The organism is Pseudomonas sp. GW821-FHT02C04, from assembly GCF_059421845.1.
This window is the reverse complement of the sequence record NZ_JBWKVT010000004.1, coordinates 18,243-41,068: the sequence shown is the minus strand read 5'-3', so window position 1 is coordinate 41,068 and position 22,826 is coordinate 18,243. Positions and strand designations below refer to the sequence as shown.

The 22,826-nt window shown below is 62.3% G+C and carries 5 protein-coding genes; 1 reads left to right on the top strand and 4 read right to left on the bottom strand.

Translation table 11 applies throughout. The features are described 5' to 3' along the window. Positions 1–7: 7 nt before the first annotated feature. The 4 genes from AC07VV_RS15855 to AC07VV_RS15840 all read right to left on the bottom strand — a co-directional run bounded on the left by AC07VV_RS15855 (position 8) and on the right by AC07VV_RS15840 (position 6,092). Positions 8–904: a TauD/TfdA dioxygenase family protein gene (locus AC07VV_RS15855; protein ID WP_495036759.1), complete on the bottom strand. Its 897-nt coding sequence runs from the start codon at positions 902–904 to the stop codon at positions 8–10. Positions 905–1,191: 287 nt separating this feature from the next. Further along, the gene (locus AC07VV_RS15850) at positions 1,192–2,559 is read right to left on the bottom strand and encodes an HlyD family type I secretion periplasmic adaptor subunit (protein WP_096823036.1); all 1,368 of its coding nucleotides are present in this window, start codon (positions 2,557–2,559) and stop codon (positions 1,192–1,194) included. Continuing rightward, entirely contained in the window at positions 2,549–4,705 is a 2,157-nt protein-coding gene (locus AC07VV_RS15845; RefSeq protein WP_495036758.1) for a type I secretion system permease/ATPase, read from the bottom strand. The genes AC07VV_RS15850 and AC07VV_RS15845 overlap by 11 nt, the downstream gene beginning before the upstream one ends. Positions 4,706–4,739: 34 nt before the next feature. Then, the gene (locus AC07VV_RS15840) at positions 4,740–6,092 is read right to left on the bottom strand and encodes a TolC family outer membrane protein (RefSeq protein ID WP_096823038.1); all 1,353 of its coding nucleotides are present in this window, start codon (positions 6,090–6,092) and stop codon (positions 4,740–4,742) included. Positions 6,093–6,450: 358 nt separating this feature from the next. Here AC07VV_RS15840 and AC07VV_RS15835 point away from each other — a divergent pair, with 358 nt between their 5' ends. Next, positions 6,451–22,683: a LapA family giant adhesin gene (locus AC07VV_RS15835; RefSeq protein ID WP_495036757.1), complete on the top strand. Its 16,233-nt coding sequence runs from the start codon at positions 6,451–6,453 to the stop codon at positions 22,681–22,683. Positions 22,684–22,826: the final 143 nt, after the last annotated feature.

Genomic DNA, 22,826 nt, shown 5'->3' with positions numbered 1-22,826 from the left:
CGGCAAATCAGAAAGGCGCGTCGCCCTGGATGGTGGTGCGATACAGCTTGCGGCGCAGGTGCGCAGGGCAACCGGCGGCAAGGTGGATCAGCGAACGGTTGTCCCAGAACACCAGGTCGTGGGGCTGCCATTGATGGCGGTAGATGTTCTGCGGCAGCACGCTGTGGGCGTAGAGCTCGTCGAGCAGTTGTTTGCTCTCGTCCTCCGGCAAGCCGACGATGCGGGTGGTGAAGCCTTCGCTGACGAACAACGCCTTGCGGCCGTTTTCCGGGTGAGTGCGGACGACCGGGTGCACGACCTCGGCGACCTGAGCCAATTGCTCCGGGGTCAGGGTCGGGCGCCAGTTGCCTTCGAATTTGGTTTCGCTGTAGCGCGCGGTGTAGGAATGCGCGGCCGAACGACCTTCGACGGCTTTGCGCAGCGCGTCGGGCAGGCTGTCCCAGGCTTTGTGCATGTCGGCAAACAAGGTGTCGCCGCCTTCGGACGGCAGCTCCTGGGCGTGCAGCATCGAGCCGAGGCTCGGCAGTTCTTTATAGGAAAGGTCCGAGTGCCAGAACTTGCCGGCATCACCGAGGCCGATGTTCTGGCCGTTCTCGACGATGTTGGAAACGATGAGGATTTCCGGGTGATTGGCCAGCAGGAACTGCTTGAGCACGTGGATCTGCAACACGCCGAAGCGGCGGCTGAAATCGATCTGCTGTTGCGGGGTGATGCGCTGGTCGCGGAACACCACGACGTGGTGATCGAGGTGCGCGCGGTGAATGCGGGCGAAATCCTGGTCGTTGACTGGACGGGTCAGGTCGAGGCCGATGATTTCGGCGCCGACGGCACCGCTGAACGGGCGGATCTCGAAGGTTTGCGGCGCGACAGTCGCGGCGCTTGGGGTAGCAGTAGCTGCGGACATCAATCAATCTCCCACGCACGGCACGCTCAAGGGCGCGCGCGTCGATCAGAAACTCACGCTGGATTGCGTGTGGGTTCGTGTCGTGCGGCGCGCCGATTGGTCGGCAGGTACGCAGGAGGCTGACTTTATAGCTATAAGAAGCGGAATTTAAATACTGTTAACGAATAACGATATGGCGATTGTTTAGGAATGGACTGGATGGTGAGTGACCATTTGCGTCACTTCTGGACGGGATGTGTTGTTGCGACGGACGCCTTCGCGAATCCCGCGAAGGCGTCCGTGAAGGCTTATCGCTCGTGCAGTGCCTCAGCCCGCGCCCGGATGATCGGCTTGAGCAGGTAGCTCAGCACGGTCTTCTTGCCGGTGATGATGTCCACCGATGCCACCATCCCCGGGATGATCAGCAATGGCTTCTCGTCAGTGCCGAGATGGCTGCGATCAGTGCGCAGCTTGATGATGTAGTAGGTGGTTTTCTTGTCTTCGTCGGTGATGGTGTCGGCGCCGATCTGTTCCAGCTTGGCCTTGAGCCCACCATAAATGGTGTAGTCATAAGCGGTGAATTTCACCGTGGCTTCCTGGCCCGGGTGCAGGAACGCGATGTCCTGCGGGCGGATCTTCGCCTCGACCAGCAAGGTGTCGTCCAGCGGCACGATTTCCAGCAGGTCGCTGCCCGGCTGGATCACGCCGCCGATGGTGTTGACCAGCATCTTGTTGACGATGCCGCGCACCGGCGAGGTGACGAGCGTACGGCTGACCCGGTCTTCCAGCGCCTTGCCGGTGGCCTGGGCCTTGTTCAGGTCGGTGCGGGCTTCGTTGAGCTGAGTCAGGGCTTCGCTGCGGAACTTGCCGCGAGTCTCATCGATCTTGCGCTGCACTTCCTTGATCGCCGATTCGGCACGCGGGATCGCCAGGGTGGTGGCGTCGAGCTGACCACGGGTTTCCACTTCTGCACGTTTGAGTCGCAGCACTTCCACCGGCGACACCGCGCCCTGGGCCACCAGCGGCTCGGACATGTTGATTTCCTGGCGTTGCAGGCCGAGTTGCTGGCGGTACTGCGCCTGCTTCGAGGTGAACTCGCGCAGCTCTTGCTGACGCTGGATCAACTGCTCCTGCAAGCCGCCGACTTCATCGTGCAATTGCTGACGACGGCTGACGTACAGCGATTCTTCGCTCTTGGCCTGACCCGGCACGGCTTTGAGCACATCCTCGGGGAAATTCAGCGGACGGTCATCGACCTCGGCGCTCAGGCGCTCGACCCGCAACAGCATCGACAAGCGATCAGCCTCGGTTTCGCCGACGTTGGAAGCGAATCGCGTGTCGTCCAGGCGAACCAGCGGTGCGCCGGCTTCGACAATCTGGCCTTCCTTGACGAACAGCTCGGAGACGATCCCGCCCTCGAGGTTCTGGATTTTCTGGATCTTCGACGAGGGAATCGCCTTGCCATCGCCCTTGGTGACTTCGTCGATCACGGCGAAGTTGGCCCACAGCATCAGGAACACGAAGAAACCGATGATCGCCCAGATCGTCAGTCGCACCACGCGCGGCGCGTCCTCGATCAAGGCCTTGTTGACCTCCGGCAGCGGCTGGCCCTGCAGCGATGCAGAGCCTTTGAAGTAACGACGGATCGAATCCTTGAAACCCGACTTAAGCAACACTGATCTGCCCCTTCTTCAACGCTTCCATCACGGCGGCTTTCGGGCCATCGGCGAGAATCTGCCCGCGGTCGATCACCAGCAGACGATCCACCAGCGACAGCAGCGACGCACGGTGCGTCACCAGCACCACGGTCTTGTTTTCAACGACTGCAGCCAAGCGTTGCTTGAGGCGTTCTTCGCCGGTGTTGTCCATGGCGCTGGTCGGTTCATCGAGCAGCAGGATCGGCGGATTGAGCAACAGCGCCCGGGCCAGGGCCACGTTCTGGCGCTGGCCGCCGGACAGGTTCTGCCCGCGCTCGCCGACTTGCAGTTCATAACCCTGCGGGTGCAGGCGGGCGAATTCATGCACGCCGGCCAGTTCGGCGGCTTGCAGCACCAACTCGTCCTCAACGTAACGGGCGCCGGAAATCAGGTTGTCGCGCAGGGTACCGGCCAGTAGTTGGATGTCCTGGGGCACGTAGCCGATGTTGTAGCGCAACTCGCTGACGTCGATCTGGCGGATGTCGACGCCGTCCACCAGCAACGCGCCATCGTCCGGCTGATACAGGCCGACCAGCAGTTTGGCCAGCGAGCTCTTGCCCGAGCCGCTGCGGCCGATGATGCCGATCTTCTCGCCGGGACGAATCACCAGGTTGATGTTTTTCAGCGCCGGGTTCTGTTGATCCGGGTAGGTGAAGTTGAGCTGACGGCATTCAATCGCACCTTGCAGCACCTTGCGGCTCAGCGGGCGTTCTTCGAAATTGCGTTCTTGCGGCAGCTCCATCATCTGGTCGACCGACGTCATGGTCACCCGCGCCTGTTGGTAGCGGGTCAGCAGACCGGACAGCGACGCCAGCGGGCTCAGTGCGCGGCCACTGAGCATGTAGCAGGCGATCAGGCCGCCCATGCTCAGGTTGCCGGCGATGATCTGGTACACGCCGAACACGATCATGATCACCCCGGCCAGTTGCTGGATCAGCAGGGTGATGTTCATCGCCAGGCCGGAGAGCATTTTCACCCGCAGTTCGAGGCGGCTGAGGGTGCCGATGGTTTGTTCCCATTGGTACTGGCGTTCGCTTTCGGCGTTGTTGACCTTCACCGCGTCGAGGCCGGCGAGGGTTTCGATCAGGCTCGACTGACGCTCGGCACCCAGCGCCATGGTGCGCTCCATGGTTGCCACCAGCGGCTTCTGCAACGCGTAGCCGATCAGCAGCGCAATCGGGAAGGCCAGCACCGGGATCCACACCAGATGCCCGCCGAGAATCGCGATGACGATGAAGATCAGGATAGTGAACGGCAGGTCGATCAGGCTGGTCAGGGTCAGCGAGGCGAGGAAGTCGCGCAGGCTCTGGAACTCGTGAATGTTCTGGGCAAAGCTGCCGACCCGCGCCGGGCGGTATTTCATGGCCATGCCGACAATGCGTTCGAACAGCGTGGCGGAGATGATCAGGTCGGTTTTCTTGCCGGCCAGATCCAGGCACAGGCTGCGCAGGCTCTTGAGGATCAGGTCGAAGATGTAGGCGCCGGTGATGCCCAGCGCGAGGACCCACAGGGTCGCTTCGGCCTGGTTCGGCACTACACGGTCGTAGACGTTCATCACGAACAGCGGCGCGGCCATGGCGATGATGTTGATCAGGAAACTGGCGGCGATGGCGTCGACGTACAGCCAGCGCGAGCGCTTGAGGGTGTCGCGGAACCACGAGCGTGCACGCGGGATCAGCGTGCCGTGGTTGACGTCGAATTTGTGCTGGGGTTGGGCGAAGAACACTTTGCCGAGGTAGTCGTCGGCCAGCAGCTCACGGTTGACGAGGGACTCGCCGCCATCGGTTTCGCTGAGCAACACCCGGGCTTCGTTCTCACCCTGCCAGCCGAGCAGGACAGCGCTGCGGCCATCCTTGAGCAGCAACAACGCCGGCATGGCGATGGCCGGAATCTCTTCCAGCTTGCGTTGCAGCACCCGCCCCTGCAGCCCGGCGCGCGCCGCTGCTCGGGGCAGCAGCTCGACACTCAGGCGTTGCTTGGGCAGCGGCAGACCGGTGGTCAGCATCGCCGCGCTGGCGGGTTTCTGGTGCAGCATGCAAAGGGCGAGCAGACCATCCAGTAACGGATCGTCGTGCAACGCGCGTGGATCATGACTGAGATGAACTCGACTGACTTCTGATTCCACGCTCGACACTCTTTAACAGTTGAAAAGGGACAACTCAATTCATCCCGGGCAGTTGAACCTTGGGCTTCACGTCGTTCTGCACAACGGATGCCATCGGTGCGACCACTCCCTGGCTCTTGAGCAACTCGCCCATGGTCGCCTTGATTCGGTACTGAGTAAATAACTGAATGTTTTTGATCTCGGCCAGACGGCGCGAAGCGGTGAACAGTTCGTTTTCACTGTCGAGCAAATCCAGCAAGGTTCGTTCGCCGAGGCTGAACTGACGCTGGTAAGCGGTACGCACCGAGGTACTGTGATCAACGTACTGCTGAGCGATCGGCACCTGGGCGTTGGCGTTGTTCAAGGCGTTCCAGGCCAGGCCCAGTTCTTCGTTCAACTGACGCAGGGCGTTGTTGCGGATGTCCAGCGCCTGGTTCGACAGGTAGGACTTGGATTCCAGGTCAGCCTTGTTGCTGCCACCGGAGTACAGGTTGAAGCGCATGCGCAGCATCGCCTGCCATTCATTGTTGTGACCGTTCTGACCGTCGAGGTCGTTGTCGGCGGTGCGGCCCAGTTCGGCGTCGAAGCGTGGGTAGAAGGTCGACTTGGCGGTTTCGTACTGCTTCTCGGCAGCAGCGATGTCGGACTCGGCCGAGCGCAGGATCGGACTGTTTTCCAGCATCTGCTGGCGCGCTTCATTAAGGTTGGCCGGCATCATCGCCATGAATGGCGCCGGACGCTCCAGTTGATCGGGCATCTGGCCGACAGCGCTGAGGAAGTTGGTTTCCGAGTCGGCGAGGTTGGTCTGCTCGGTCAGCAGATTGTTGCGGGCCTGGGCCATCCGCGCTTCGGCCTGGTCGAGGTCGGCACCGCTGCCGACGCCGCGCTGGGTGCGCAACTGGATCTGGTCGTAGATACGCTGGTGGCTCTTGAGGTTTTCCTCGGCCAGACGCACGAATTCGCGACGAGTCAACACGTCCAGGTAAACCTGGGCCACGGTCAGCGCGGTGCGTTCGGAGGTGCCGAGCAAGGAATAAGCGCGGGAGTTGACGGTGGCTTGTTGACGCCCGACTTCGCTGGACGTCGCAAAACCGTCAAAAACCATTTGCGACAGGCGCACACTCGACTCGCCGCGATTCAGGGTTTCCCAGTGATTGCCGCCACCGTTGGCACGGGTGGTAACGCTGTCGGTGCCTTCACGGCCATAACCGCCGAGCAGATCGACCTTGGGCAGGTATCCACCTTTGGCAGCCTTTAACTGATAATCCGCAGCCAATCGACTGTTGACCCCTGCCTGGATTTCCGGATGGACATCCAGTGCCTGTTGCATGGCTTCCGGTAAGGATTGTGCTTGTGCAAAAGAGGCGGCGAGAGCGAAAGGTAGAGCCTTGAGCAGGTGCGAACGCATGGTAAAGATTTCCCAGAACTTCTTGTCTTGAATCACAGCAAAATGGCGAGCTGCGTCGGAAGATGGCAACCGGAATGACCGTATGTCGGAAAGTTTAAAACCGGAACTGGATCACACGCTGAAGGCAGGTCGCCGCATAAATATCAATGTGACATTACTGGGGCGATTGTTTAGGATGGCTCCCAGAAGGTCAATAGTTTGGCATAAACTTAATAGCGAAAGAATCTAGCCAAAATATTGACGAAGATCAGCGTCAAACTTGATTCACATTTTTTTAAAAGTACGTCCAGACTGAATCGGCGCAGAAAGCCATCAGGTCTATGGAAGTCAACTGAACGTGACACCCGGAGAGTCTTCAATGAGCAGTGTTGTTGCCATCGTCAAAAGCATTGTCGGTCAGGTTTTCGTGGTGTCCCCAGAGGGCGTCCGTCGCGTACTCGTTGAAGGCGACCGCTTGTTCGTCGGTGATCAGGTCGATACCGGCGTTTCCGGCGCGGTGTCCCTGGAACTGGCCGATGGCCGCACCCTGGACCTGGGCCGCGACACGCAGTGGAGCGCCAGCACTCCGGACTCCAGCACCGATCTGGCCGAGGCCACTGCGCAAGCCGCGCCGTCCGTTGCAGAACTGCAACAAGCCATCGCCGCCGGCGCTGACCCGACCACCGCCCTTGAAGCTACCGCTGCCGGCCCGAGCGCCGCAGGCACTGGCGGCGCTGCCGGTGGCGGCCACAGTTTCGTGATGCTCGATGCGACCGCAGGCCGTGTCGACCCGACCATCGGCTTCCCGACCGCAGGCATCAACTCCGGTGGCCAGGCCGCCCAGAACATCACCGGTGGCCAGACCACCGACACCACCACCAACGCCCTGCGCGACTCGACCCTGAGCCTCAGCGCCACGCCGACCATCACCGAAGCCGGCGGCGTGCTGGTGTACACCGCGACCCTGACCCAGGCACCGCTGACCGACCTGACCATCACCCTGTCCAACGGCTCGGTGATCGTGATTCCGGCAGGCTCCACCACCGGCACCGTCAACGTGCCATTGGCACCGAACGACACGGTCTACAACGACCCGACCCAGATCAACGTGACCGTCACCGGCACCACCGGTGGCAACGGCATTACCGTCACCGTGCCGACCACCCCGGCCGTGACCCAGGTCACCGACACCATCGACACCACCACCGTCACCCTGACGGCGGGCAACAGCGTCACCGAAGGTGGCCAGATCACCTATACCGCGACCCTGACCAACCCGGCGCAGACACCGGTCACCGTCACCCTGTCCAACGGCTCGACCATCACTATCGGCGCCGGTCAGACCACCGGCACCGTCAACGTGCCGACTGCGCCGAATGACGTCTATAACAACGGCAGCACCGTCACTACCACGATTACGGGCGCAACCGGCGGCAACTTCGAAAACCTGGTGCCGAACCCGACGCCGGCCGTCACCACGATTGTCGACTCGATCGACACCACCGGCCTGACCCTGACGGCCACCGGCACCGTGGTCGAAGGCGGCCAGATCACCTACACCGCGACGTTGACCAACCCGGCGCAGACGCCGGTAACCGTCACCCTGTCGAACGGCTCGACCATCACCATCGGCGCCGGCCAGACCACCGGCAGCGTCAACGTGCCGACCGCACCGAATGACGTCTACAACAACGGCGGCACCGTCAGCACCACGATTACCGGCGCCACCGGCGGCAACTTCGAGAATCTGGTACCGAACACGACGCCAGCGACCACCACGGTCACCGACTCCATCGACACCACCAATCTGTCGCTGAGCGCGACCGGTACCGTGGCCGAGGGTGGCTCGATCGTTTACACCGCGACCCTGACCAATCCTGCGGGCACCCCGGTGACCGTGACGTTGAGCAACGGCTCCGTCATCACCATTGAAGCGGGCAAAACCACCGGCACTGTGACCGTTCCGGCGCCAGCCGATGACGTTTACAAGGATGCGGGCAAAGTTGAAGTCAGCATTACCGGTACCACTGGCGGCAATTTCGAGAACCTGGTGCCGAGCACCGTTCCGGCCGTCACCGAAGTCACCGACACCATCGATACCACTACGGTCAAACTGACCGCGACCGAGTCGGCGGCTGAAGGCGGTACTGTCACTTATACCGCTACGGTGGGCGCACCAGTGACTGGTTCGCCAGTGACTGTCACTTTGGCCAACGGCCAGACCATCACCATTGAAGTCGGCAAAACCACCGGCACCGTCACCACCACCGCGCCGAACGATGCGTTGAACGGTCACGAGCCACTGAGCAACTCGATCACCGGCGTGACGGGCGGCAACTACGAGAACCTCGTAGCCGACAAGACCCCGGTCAGTACCACCGTGACCGACACCGTCGACACCACCAACCTGACCCTGAGCGCCACCGGCTCTGTGGCCGAGGGCGGCTCGATTGTCTACACCGCAACCCTGACCAACCCGGCCGGCACGCCGGTGACCGTGACGTTGAGCAACGGCTCCGTCATCACCATCGAGGCCGGTAAAACTACCGGCACCGTAAGCGTTCCAGCGCCAGCCGATGACGTCTACAAAGATGCCGGCAAGGTCGAAGTGACCATCAAGGACGCTTCCGGTGGCAACTTCGAAAACCTTGTGCCAAGCACCGTCCCTGCCGTCACGGAAGTCACCGATACCATCGACACGTCGACCGTCAAACTGACGGCTGATACGTCGGTCGCGGAAGGCGGCACGGTCACCTACACCGCCACGGTGAGTGCACCGGTCACTGGCTCGCCAGTAACTGTCAATTTGGCCAACGGTCAGTCGATCACCATCGAAGTCGGTAAGACCACCGGCACCGTGACCACCACGGCGCCAAACGATGTGCTGACCGGTCAGGCGCCGCTGAGCAACTCGATCACCGGCGTTTCCGGTGGCAACTACGAAAACCTCGTGGCCGACAAAACGCCGGTCAGCACCACCGTGACCGATACCGTCGACACTACCAACCTGACCTTGAGCGCCACTGGCTCCGTGGCCGAAGGTGGTTCGATCGTTTACACCGCTACATTGACCAACCCGGCCGGTACGCCGGTGACCGTGACCCTGAGCAATGGCTCGGTGATCACCATTGAAGCGGGTAAAACCACCGGTACCGTGACGGTTCCAGCCCCTGCCGATGACGTCTACAAAGATGCCGGCAAAGTCGAAGTGACCATCAAGGATACTTCCGGCGGCAACTTCGAGAACCTGGTGCCAAGCACCGTTCCGGCCGTCACTGAAGTCACTGACACCATCGACACGACGACCGTGAAGCTGACCGCTTCCGAAACCGCCGCTGAAGGTGGCACTGTCACCTACACCGCAACCGTTGGCGCGCCTGTGACCGGCTCGCCAGTGACTGTCACTTTGGCCAATGGCCAGACCATCACCATCGAAGTCGGCAAGACCACCGGCACCGTGACCACCATGGCACCGAACGATGCATTGAACGGTCATGAGCCACTGAGCAACTCGATCACTGGCGTGACTGGCGGTAATTACGAGAACCTCGTCGCCGACAAGACTCCGGTCAGCACCACCGTGACCGATACTGTCGACACGACCAACCTGACCCTCAGCGCCACTGGCTCTGTGGCCGAAGGCGGCTCGATTGTTTACACCGCGACCCTGACCAACCCCGCAGGCACTCCGGTGACCGTGACGTTGAGCAACGGCTCCGTCATCACCATCGAAGCGGGTAAAACCACTGGCACCGTGACCGTTCCGGCACCAGCCGATGACGTCTACAAAGACGCCGGCAAGGTCGAAGTGACCATCAAGGACGCGTCCGGCGGCAACTTCGAGAACCTGGTGCCGAGCACCGTTCCAGCCGTCACCGACGTCACCGATACCATCGACACCACCACGGTGAAACTCACCGCGACCGAGTCCGCTGCTGAAGGCGGCACCGTCACCTACACCGCCACTGTTGGCGCGCCAGTGACCGGTTCACCAGTCACCGTGACACTGGCCAATGGTCAGTCGATCACCATCGAGGTCGGCAAAACCACCGGCACCGTGACCACCACCGCGCCGAACGATGCGCTGAACGGTCATGAACCACTGAGCAACTCGATCACTGGCGTGAGCGGCGGCAACTACGAAAACCTCGTGGCCGACAAGACGCCGGTCAGCACCACCGTCACCGATACCGTCGACACCACCAATCTGTCGCTGACCGCGACTGGCTCCGTGGCCGAGGGCGGTTCGATCGTCTACACCGCGACCCTGACCAATCCGGCCGGCACCCCGGTAACCGTGACGTTGAGCAATGGCTCCGTCATCACCATCGAAGCTGGCAAGACCACGGGCACCGTGACCGTTCCGGCTCCGGCCGATGACGTCTACAAGGACGCCGGCAAAGTTGAAGTGACCATCAAGGACGCTTCCGGCGGCAACTTCGAGAACCTGGTGCCAAGCACCGTTCCGGCCGTCACCGAAGTGACCGATACCATCGACACCTCGACCGTGAAGTTGAGCGCCGATACGTCCGTAGCCGAAGGCGGCACCGTCACCTACACCGCAACCGTTGGCGCCCCCGTCACCGGTTCGCCTGTGACCGTGACCCTGGCCAACGGCCAGACCATCACCATCGAAGTCGGCAAAACCACCGGTACCGTCACCACCACCGCGCCGAACGATGCGTTGAACGGTCATGAACCGCTGAGCAACTCGATCACTGGCGTTTCCGGTGGCAACTACGAAAACCTCGTGGCTGACAAAACTCCGGTTTCGACTACGGTCACCGACACTGTCGACACCACTAATCTGTCGCTGACCGCGACTGGCTCCGTGGCCGAAGGCGGTTCGATCGTTTACACCGCGACCCTGACCAACCCGGCCGGCACGCCGGTGACCGTGACGTTGAGCAACGGCTCCGTCATCACCATCGAAGCGGGTAAAACCACCGGCACCGTGACCGTTCCAGCCCCTGCCGATGACGTCTACAAAGACGCCGGTAAAGTCGAAGTCACCATCAAGGACGCTTCCGGCGGCAACTTCGAGAACCTGGTGCCAAGCACCGTTCCGGCCGTGACTGAAGTCACTGACACCATCGACACCACCACGGTCAAACTGACCGCGACCGAGTCGGCAGCTGAAGGTGGCACCGTCACTTACACCGCGACTGTGGGTGCACCTGTGACTGGTTCGCCGGTCACCGTGACCTTGGCCAACGGTCAGTCGATCACCATCGAAGTGGGCAAGACCACTGGCACCGTCACCACCACCGCGCCGAACGACGCGTTGAACGGTCACGAGCCACTGAGCAACTCGATCACTGGCGTAAGCGGCGGCAATTACGAGAATCTGGTTGCTGACAAAACCCCTGTTTCGACCACGGTTACCGACACCGTCGACACTACCAATCTGACGCTGAGCGCCACCGATTCTGTGGCTGAAGGCGGTTCGATCGTCTACACCGCGACCCTGACCAACCCGGCCGGCACCCCGGTGACCGTGACGTTGAGCAACGGCTCCGTCATCACCATCGAGGCCGGTAAAACCACCGGCACCGTCAGCGTTCCGGCACCGGCCGATGACGTCTACAAAGACGCCGGTAAAGTCGAAGTGACCATCAAGGATGCAACCGGCGGCAACTTCGAGAACCTGGTTCCGAGCACTGTTCCGGCCGTCACCGAAGTCACCGACACCATCGACACCACCACGGTCAAACTGACCGCGACTGAATCGGCAGCTGAAGGCGGCACCGTCACTTACACCGCCACCGTCGGCGCGCCTGTCACCGGTTCGCCTGTGACTGTGACCCTGTCCAACGGACAGTCGATCACCATCGAAGTCGGCAAAACCACCGGCACCGTCACCACCACAGCACCTAACGACGCGCTGAACGGCCATGCACCGCTGACAAACGCGATCACCGACGTTTCCGGTGGCAACTACGAAAACCTCGTGGCTGACAAAACCCCGGTCAGCACCACCGTGACCGACACCGTCGACACCACCAACCTGACCCTGAGCGCCACTGGCTCGGTGGCCGAGGGTGGTTCGATCATTTACACCGCGACCCTGACCAATCCGGCCGGCACCCCGGTGACCGTGACCCTTTCGAACGGCGCCGTGATCACCATCGAGGCCGGCAAAACTACCGGCACCGTCAGCGTTCCGGCACCGGCCGATGACGTCTACAAAGATGCAGGCAAAGTCGAAGCAACCATTTCGACCGCCACCGGTGGCAACTTCGAGAACCTGGTGCCAAGCACCGTTCCGGCCGTCACCGAAGTGACCGATACCATCGACACCTCGACCGTCAAACTGACCGCGACCGAGTCGGCGGCTGAAGGCGGCACCGTTACCTACACCGCAACGGTTGGCGCACCTGTGACTGGCTCGCCGGTCACCGTGACCCTGGCCAACGGTCAGTCGATCACCATCGAAGTGGGCAAGACCACCGGCACCGTCACCACCACCGCGCCAAACGACGCACTCAACGGTCACGAACCGCTGACTAACTCGATCACTGGCGTGAGCGGCGGCAACTACGAGAACCTCGTAGCCGACAAGACTCCGGTCAGCACCACCGTGACCGACACCGTCGACACCACCAACCTGACCCTGAGCGCGACGCCGGCAGTCAACGAAGGTGGCCAGATCACCTACACCGCGACCCTGACCAACGCCGCCGGCACCCCGGTGACCGTGACGTTGAGCAACGGCGCCGTGATCACCATCGAGGCCGGCAAAACCACCGGCACCGTGACCGTCGATGCACCGAAGGACGACGTCTACAAGGACGCCGGCACCGTTGAAACGACCATCAAGGGCGCCACCGGTGGCGACTTCGAACACCTGGTCACCAGCACCACCCCGGCGGTCACCACCGTCAATGACACCATCGACACGTCCACCGTGTCGCTGACCGCTACCGCCAACGTCGCCGAAGGCGAAACCGTGGTCTACACCGCGAGCGTGACGGCGCCAGTGACCGGCTCGCCGGTCGTCGTGACCCTGTCTAACGGCCAGACCATCACCATCGCCGTCGGCGAGACCACCGGCACCGTGAACTTCGTCGCGCCGAACAGCCCGCTGGCTGGCGGCAGCTCGCTGAGCGTGACCATCGACAAGGCCACCGGCGGCAACTACGAAAACCTGGCGGTCGACAGCAAACCGGCAAACACCTCGGTGTCGGATACCGTCGACACGACCAACCTGAACCTGACGGCCACCGATTCGGTCGCCGAGGGTGGCTCGATTGTCTACACCGCCACCCTGACCAACCCGGCCGGCACGCCAGTGACCGTGACCCTGTCGAACGGCGCGGTAATCACCATCGAAACCGGCAAGACCACTGGCACCGTGACCGTTGCGGCGCCTGCCGATGACGTTTACAAAGATGCTGGCAAAGTCGAGGCGACCATTTCGACCGCCACTGGTGGCGGTTTCGAGAACCTGGTGCCAAGCACCGTTCCAGCCGTGACCAACGTCACCGACACCATCGACACCACCACGGTGAAACTCACTGCGACCGAGTCGGCGGCTGAAGGCGGCACTGTCACTTACACCGCGACTGTGGGTGCGCCTGTGACTGGCTCGCCAGTGACCGTGAACCTGGCCAACGGTCAGTCGATCACCATCGAAGTCGGCAAGACCACCGGCACCGTCACCACCACCGCGCCGAACGATGCGCTCAACGGCCATGCGCCGCTGGCCAACGCGATCACTGGCGTGACCGGTGGTAACTACGAGAACCTCGTGGCCGACAAGACGCCGGTCAGCACCACCGTGACTGACACCGTCGACACGACCAACCTGACACTCAGCGCTACGGGCACCGTGGCCGAGGGCGGTTCGATCGTCTACACCGCAACCCTGACCAATCCGGCCGGTACTCCGGTCACCGTGACCCTGTCGAACGGTGCCGTGATCACAATCGAGGCCGGTAAAACCACCGGCACCGTGACCGTTCCTGCGCCAGCCGATGACGTCTACAAGGACGCGGGCAAAGTCGAAGCAACCATTTCGACGGCCACTGGCGGCAACTTCGAGAACCTGGTGCCGAGCACCGTTCCGGCCGTAACCCAGGTCACCGACACCATCGACACCACCACGGTGAAACTCACCGCGACCGAGTCGGCGGCTGAAGGCGGCACTGTCACTTACACCGCGACTGTTGGCGCGCCTGTGACTGGCTCGCCAGTGACCGTGACCCTGTCGAACGGTCAGTCGATCACCATCGAAGTCGGCAAAACCACCGGCACCGTGACCACCACCGCACCGAACGATGCGTTGAACGGTCATGCACCGCTGACCAATGCGATCACCGACGTAACGGGCGGCAACTACGAAAACCTCGTAGCTGACAAAACCCCGGTCAACACCACCGTGACTGACACCGTCGACACCACCAACCTGTCGCTGACCGCGACCGGCACCGTGGCCGAGGGTGGCTCGATCGTTTACACCGCCACCTTGACCAACCCGGCCGGCACGCCGCTGACCGTGACCCTGTCGAACGGCGCCGTCATCACCATCGAGGCCGGCAAGACTACGGGCACCGTGACTGTTGCCGCTCCAGCCGATGACGTCTACAAAGACGCCGGCAAAGTCGAAGTCACCATCAAGGATGCAACCGGTGGCAACTTCGAGAACCTCGTTCCGAGCACCGTTCCAGCCGTAACGGAAGTCACCGACACCATCGACACGACGACGGTGAAGCTGACCGCTTCCGAAACGGCCGCTGAAGGCGGCACCGTCACTTACACCGCGACTGTGGGTGCACCAGTGACCGGCTCTCCGGTCACCGTGACCCTGGCCAACGGTCAGTCGATCACCATCGAAGTAGGCAAAACCACCGGCACAGTGACCACCACCGCGCCGAACGATGCGCTCAATGGCCACGCGCCGCTGAGCAACGCGATCACCGGCGTGACGGGTGGCAACTACGAAAATCTCGTGGCCGACAAAACGCCGGTCAGCACCACCGTGACTGACACCGTCGACACCACCAACCTGACCCTGAGCGCCACTGGCTCCGTGGCCGAAGGCGGCTCGATTGTCTACACCGCGACCCTGACCAATCCTGCCGGCACACCAGTGACCGTGACCTTGAGCAACGGCGCTGTCATCACGATCGAAGCCGGTAAAACCACCGGCACCGTGACCGTTGCAGCGCCAGCCGATGACGTTTACAAGGACGCCGGCAAAGTCGAAGCGACCATTTCGACGGCCACTGGCGGCAACTTCGAGAATCTGGTGCCAAGCACCGTTCCGGCCGTGACCCAAGTCACCGACACCATCGACACCACGACGGTGAAACTCACCGCGACCGAGTCGGCGGCTGAAGGCGGCACCGTCACTTACACCGCAACCGTGGGCGCCCCGGTGACCGGTTCGCCAGTGACCGTAACTCTGTCGAACGGTCAGTCGATCACTATCGAAGTGGGCAAAACCACCGGCACCGTGACCACCACCGCGCCAAACGATGCGCTGACCGGCCACGCGCCGTTGACCAACGCTATCACCGGCGTAACGGGCGGTAACTACGAAAACCTCGTAGCCGACAAGACCCCGGTTTCGACCACGGTCACCGACACCGTCGACACCACCAACCTGACCCTCAGCGCCACCAATTCGGTCGCCGAGGGTGGTTCGATCATCTACACCGCGACCCTGACCAACGCGGCAGGCTCGCCAGTCACCGTGACCTTGTCGAACGGCGCCGTGATCACCATCGAAGCCGGTAAAACCACCGGCACCGTGACCGTTCCAGCCCCGGCAGATGACGTCTACAAAGACGCCGGCACTGTCCAGGCCACGATCACCAACGCCACGGGCGGCAACTTCGAGAACCTGGTGCCAAGCACCGTTCCAGCCGTGACCAACGTCACCGACACCATCGACACCACCACGGTGAAACTCACTGCGACCGAGTCGGCGGCTGAAGGCGGCACTGTCACTTACACCGCGACTGTGGGTGCGCCTGTGACTGGCTCGCCGGTTACTGTGAACCTGGCCAACGGTCAGTCGATCACCATCGAAGTCGGCAAGACCACCGGCACCGTCACCACCACCGCGCCGAACGATGCGCTCAACGGCCATGCGCCGCTGACCAACGCGATCACCAACGTGACCGGTGGCAACTACGAAAATCTGGTGGCCGACAAGACACCGGTCAACACCACTGTGACCGACACCGTCGACACCACCAATCTGTCCTTGAGCGCCACCAGTTCGGTCGCCGAGGGCGGTTCGATTATCTACACCGCCACATTGACCAACGCTGCTGGCACTCCGGTGACCGTGACCTTGAGCAACGGCGCCGTGATCACCATCGAAGCCGGCAAAACCACCGGCACCGTGACCGTTCCTGCACCGGCCGATGACGTCTACAAAGATGCCGGCACCGTTCAGGCCACGATCAGCAACGCCACCGGCGGCAACTTCGAAAGTCTGGTGACCAGCAACACACCAGCGGTGACCAATGTCACTGACACCATCGACACCACGAATGTGAAACTGACCGCCACCACCAGCGTGGCTGAAGGCGGCACCGTCACTTACACCGCGACCGTGGGCGCCCCGGTGACTGGCTCGCCGGTCACCGTAACCCTGTCGAATGGTCAATCGATCACCATCGAAGTCGGCAAGACTACCGGCACCGTGACCACCACTGCACCGAACGATGTGTTGACCGGCCACGCGCCGCTGACCAACGCGATCACCAATGTGACCGGTGGCAACTACGAGAACCTGGTCGCCGATAAAACCCCGGTTTCGACCACCGTGACCGACACCATCGACACCACCAACCTGTCGCTCAGCGCGACCGGCACCGTGGCCGAAGGCGGCTCGATCACCTATACCGCGACCCTGACCAACGCCGCAGGCTCGCCAGTGACCGTGACCCTGAGCAACGGCGCGGTGATCACTATCGAAGCCGGCAAAACCACGGGCACCGTGACCGTTCCTGCACCAGCCGATGACGTCTACAAAGACGCCGGCAACGTGCAGGCCACGATCACCAACGCCAGCGGTGGTAGCTTCGAAAACCTGGTGACCAGCAACACACCAGCCGTCACCAGCGTCACCGACACCATCGACACCACGACCGTGAAACTGACCGCGACCACGACAGCAGCCGAAGGTGGCACTGTCACCTACACCGCGACCGTGGGCGCCCCGGTGACGGGTTCGCCAGTGACTGTGACCCTGTCGAACGGTCAGTCGATCACCATCGAAGTCGGCAAGACTACCGGCACCGTGACCACCACTGCGCCTAACGACGTGCTGAATGGTCACGCACCGCTGACCAACGCGATCACCGGCGTAACGGGTGGCAACTACGAAAATCTGGTGGCCGACAAGACCCCGGTCAGCACCACCGTCACCGATACCGTCGACACCACCAACCTGTCCTTGAGCGCCACCAACTCGGTTGCCGAGGGCGGCTCGATCATCTACACCGCGACACTGACCAACGCTGCCGGCACTCCGGTGACCGTAACGTTGAGCAATGGCGCCGTGATCACCATCGAAGCCGGTAAAACCACCGGTACTGTGACCGTTCCTGCGCCAGCCGATGACGTCTACAAGGACGCCGGCACTGTCCAGGCCACGATCACCAACGCCACGGGCGGCAACTTCGAGAACCTGGTGACCAGCAACACACCAGCCGTCACCAGCGTCACCGATACCATCGACACGACGACCGTGAAACTGACCGCGACCGCAACAGCGGCCGAGGGTGGCAACGTTGTCTACACCGCGACTGTCGGTGCACCTGTAACGGGTTCGCCAGTGACCGTGACCCTGTCCAACGGCCAGACCATCACGATCGACATCGGTAAAACCACTGGCACCGTGACCACCACCGCGCCGAACGACGCACTGACCGGTCATGCACCGCTGACCAACTCGATCACCAACGTTTCTGGCGGCAACTACGAAAACCTCGTGGCCGATAAAACCCCGGTTTCGACCACCGTCACCGACACCATCGACACCACCAACCTGTCGCTCAGCGCGACCGGCACCGTGGCCGAAGGTGGCTCGATCACCTACACCGCGACACTGACCAACGCCGCTGGCTCGCCAGTGACCGTGACCTTGTCGAACGGCGCCGTGATCACCATCGACGCCGGCAAGACCATCGGCACCGTGACCGTTCCTGCGCCAGCCGATGACGTCTACAAAGACGCCGGTAACGTGCAGGCCACGATCAAGACCGCCACCGGTGGCAGCTTCGAAAACCTGGTAACCAGCACCACGCCAGCGGTGACCAGCGTCACTGACACCATCGACACCACCACTGTGAAGCTGACAGCGACCACAACGGCGGCCGAAGGTGGCAACGTTGTCTACACCGCGACCGTGGGTGCGCCTGTAACCGGTTCGCCAGTGACCGTGACCCTGTCCAACGGTCAGACCATCACGATCGACATCGGCAAGACCACCGGCACCGTGACCACCACCGCGCCGAACGACGCGTTGACCGGCCATGCACCGCTGACCAACTCGATCACCAACGTTTCCGGCGGCAACTACGAAAACCTCGTGGCCGACAAGACGCCGGTTTCGACTACGGTCACCGACACCATCGACACCACCAACCTGTCGCTCACTGCGACCGGCACCGTGGCCGAGGGTGGTTCGATCACCTACACCGCGACCCTGACCAACGCCGCTGGCTCGCCAGTGACCGTGACCCTGAGCAACGGTTCGGTGATCACCATCGATGCCGGCAAGACCACCGGCACCGTGACCGTTCCTGCGCCAGCCGATGACGTCTACAAGGACGCCGGCAACGTGCAGGCCTCGATCACCAACGCCACCGGCGGCAACTTCGAGAACCTGGTGACCAGCAACACACCAGCGGTGACCAGCGTCACCGACACCATCGACACCACGACCGTCAGCATTACCGGCAGCACCTCGGTGACCGAAGGCCAGACCGCCAGCTACACCGTCAGCCTGACCCACCCGGCGCAAACCGAAGTGACCCTGAAAATCGTCTACAGCGGCACCGCCGCCGACGGTTCCGACTTCACCGGCGTGTACACCGTGAAGATCCCGGCCGGTGCAAGCACCGCGACCTTCAACGTTGCGACCATCGACGACAAGATCACCGAAGGCACCGAAAACTTCGTGGTCAAGATCGACTCGGCCACCGGCGGCAACTTCGAGAACCTCGCCGTCAGCAGCACCAACGGCAGCGTCAGCACCTCGATCATCGACAACGATGCGCCACCGGTCATCGACCTCGACGCCAACAACTCCAGCGGCGCCACCGGGGCCGACTACAAGGTGACCTTCACCGAGAACACCCCGGGCGCGGGTGTGTCGATTGCCGACACCGATATCAAGATCACCGACCCGGACAGCACCATGCTGACCGGCGCCACCATCGTGCTGACCAACCGTCAGGACGGCGATGCGCTGAATCTGGGCAACAGCGTCAACGGCATCACCATCAATGCCAACAGCACCAACGGCACAATCACGCTGACCCTGTCGGGCAATGCAACGCTGGCCGACTACATGCAGCAGATCAAGAACATCAGCTTCACCAACAGCAGTGAAGACCCGAGCACCGTGCCACGGATCATCACCGTAACCGTCACCGATGGCGGCAACTACTCCAACGTCGCCACCACCACGGTCAATGTGGTGGCGGTCAACGACGCGCCGGTCGCCGCTCCGGTCAATGTCACCGGTACCGAAGACACCCCGCTGATTCTCGGCTGGTCGACCTTCGGCGTCAGCGACGTGGACAGCCCGGCCTCAAGCCTGGGCGTGAAAATCACCCAGTTGCCGGGCGAAGGCAAACTGCAGTATCTGGACGGTTCGACCTGGAAAGACGTCGCCACCAACCAGACCTTCAGCAAGACCGACATCGACGCCGGCAAGCTGCGCTTCCTGCCGGATGCCAACGAATCGGGCGTGAACGGTTACGGCGGCACCGGCCTGGGCAACAACCAGGCTGACTACGCACAGATCAAGTTCCAGCCAACCGACGGCCAATTGCTGGGTAACACCGGCACCATCAAGATCGACATCACGCCAGTGGCGGATGCACCGACCCTGTCGGTTGCCGATAACAGCGTGAAGTCCACCGGGTTGATCAAGGAAGTCTGGACCGGCCTGTCGGGCCTGGGCACCGACGGCAGCGGCGCGAATTCGACCACGCTGAAAAACGTGATCGACGGCGCCGGCACACCGAACTCCAGCGGCACCGTGACCAACGTGCAGTCCGACGGCAGCGTGACCGCCGGCACCGCATCGAAGACTTCGGGCCTGATCTATCTGGAAGCCGGCAAGACCTACACCTTCACCGGTACTGGCGATGACAGTCTGCTGGTGACCATCGGCGGCAAGAGCGTGGCGTCCACGACGTGGGGCGCGGGCGGCAACCTCAACGGTTCGTTCACCCCGACCACCAGCGGCTACTACACCCTGGACATCTACCACCACAACCAGAGTGGTCCGGGCAGCTACGACGTCAACCTGTCGGTCAACGGCAGCACGCCGATCGATCTGAGCAGCGCCGGCGTGCCGATCTACACCGGCGTGACGGATCTGGTGAACGCAGGCGTGACCGTCTCCGACCTGCACGGCAGCAACGGCGAAGGCTATTACGACGGCTACAAACTCAACACCGGCGCCGAAGGCACCACCGTGAAACTGTCGTCGATCAGCACCGCGCTGACCGACACCGACGGCTCGGAAACCCTGAGCATAAAGATCAGCGGCGCACCGGTCGGATCGGTCCTCAGCGACGGCGCAGGCCACAGCTTCACCGTGACCGCCACCAGCGGCGACGCCAACGTCACCGGCTGGAACCTCGGCACCCTGACCGTGACTCCGCCGACCTACTACAACGGCCAGTTCAACCTGACCGTGACCTCGACCTCCACCGAGGCCGTGGGCGGCTCGGCCAGCACCACCGCGACCATTCCGGTCACCGTGGTACCGGCGGTCTACAACGCGGTGGTCGCCACCTCGGGTGACGACACCTTCACCGGTACCGACGGCAACGACATCATGGTCGCCGACATCGGCGGCCTGACCGTGGTGCCGGGCACCAATTACAACATCGCGTTCATGGTCGACAGCTCCGGCAGCATGAGCGCCTCGTCGATCAATGCCGCCAAGGACTCGCTGACGTCGGTGTTCAACACCCTCAAGCAGAGCATGGGCAACAACTCGGGCACGGTGAACATCTTCCTGGTGGACTTCGATACCCAGGTCAACAAGTCGGTGTCGGTGAACCTCAACGACCCGAATGCGCTGACCTTGCTCAAAGCCGTGCTGGACTCGATGACCTCCGGCGGCGGCACCAACTATGAAGACGTGTTCAAAGCCACGGCCAACTTCTTCCAGAGCACTGAAGCACTGGCCAACACCGGGGCGAAGAACCTCACGTACTTCATCACCGACGGCCAGCCGACCTACTACCAGAGCGGCGAGCAGACCAACCCGACGCTGTACGGCAACGTGAAGCTCGACGACGTGGTGAAGACCAGCAACTACAAACTGGGCGACAGCTTCAGCACCTACATCGACAGCACCCACTACCTGAGCATCAACACGGCCGGCGCCGTGGTCTTGCAGACGCTGAAGAACGGCAACTGGAGCTGGAACAGCCTGGGCACCATCCACGCCCAGGGCGACGGCACCTATGAGCTGTCGAGCCTGGCGGGTAGCGGCAACAGCACCACGTCGGCCACCACCGACAACGCCAACAGCGGCTTCGCGCTGCTCAGCGGGCTGTCGAACGTCGAGGCCATCGGTATCAACAGCGGCGTCAGCCTCAACGATCTGAAACCTTACGACAGCGATCACAACCCGCAGACCAACATCGATCCGAAGGACCTGGCCAACTCGATCATCGGCCACACCGAGGCGACGATGCCGGGCAACGACACCGTCAGCGGCGGCGACGGCAATGACATCCTGTTCGGCGATCTGGTGAGCTTCAACGGCATTGCCGGCGAGGGTTACCAGGCGATGCAGGCGTTCGTCGCGCAGCAGACCGGCGTCGATGTCAGCAAAGTCACCACCAGCAACGTGCACCAGTACATCACCGAGCACTATCAGGCGTTCGATGTGTCCGGTGCCCATGACGGCAACGACACGCTGCTGGGCGGCGCGGGCAATGACATCCTGTTCGGCTCGGGCGGCAACGACCTGCTCGACGGCGGCAAGGGCAATGACATCCTGCTCGGCGGCACCGGCAACGACACGCTGATCGGTGGCCCGGGCAACGACATCCTGATCGGTGGTTCCGGTGCCGACACCTTCGTCTGGAAGGCAGGCGACACCGGCAACGACGTGATCAAGGACTTCAAGGCCAGCGAAGGCGACCGCATCGACCTGCGTGATCTGTTGCAGGGCGAGACCGGCAGCACCATCGACAACTTCCTGAAGATCACCACGGTCGACGGCGTGTCGTCGCTGCAAGTCAGCTCGGGCGGCAAGTTCAACTCGGGTGATGCCGCAGCCGCCACACCGGACGTGACGATCAAACTGGAAGGCAACAACTGGTCCACTGCCAACATTCACAACCTGATTGCCGGCAGCGATCCGACCATCAAGGTCGACCACAACAACAGCTGATGCGTGAACCGCGGCCGCCCCAATGGGGCGGCCGTCACGTTTGCGCCCATCACCCCGGTGACGATTTCGTCGGCGCACCGCATACTCGCGCGCAGTTGGCTATGCTGCTGACAGCATGACGCGGGTTCATTTCTGAGGGATGC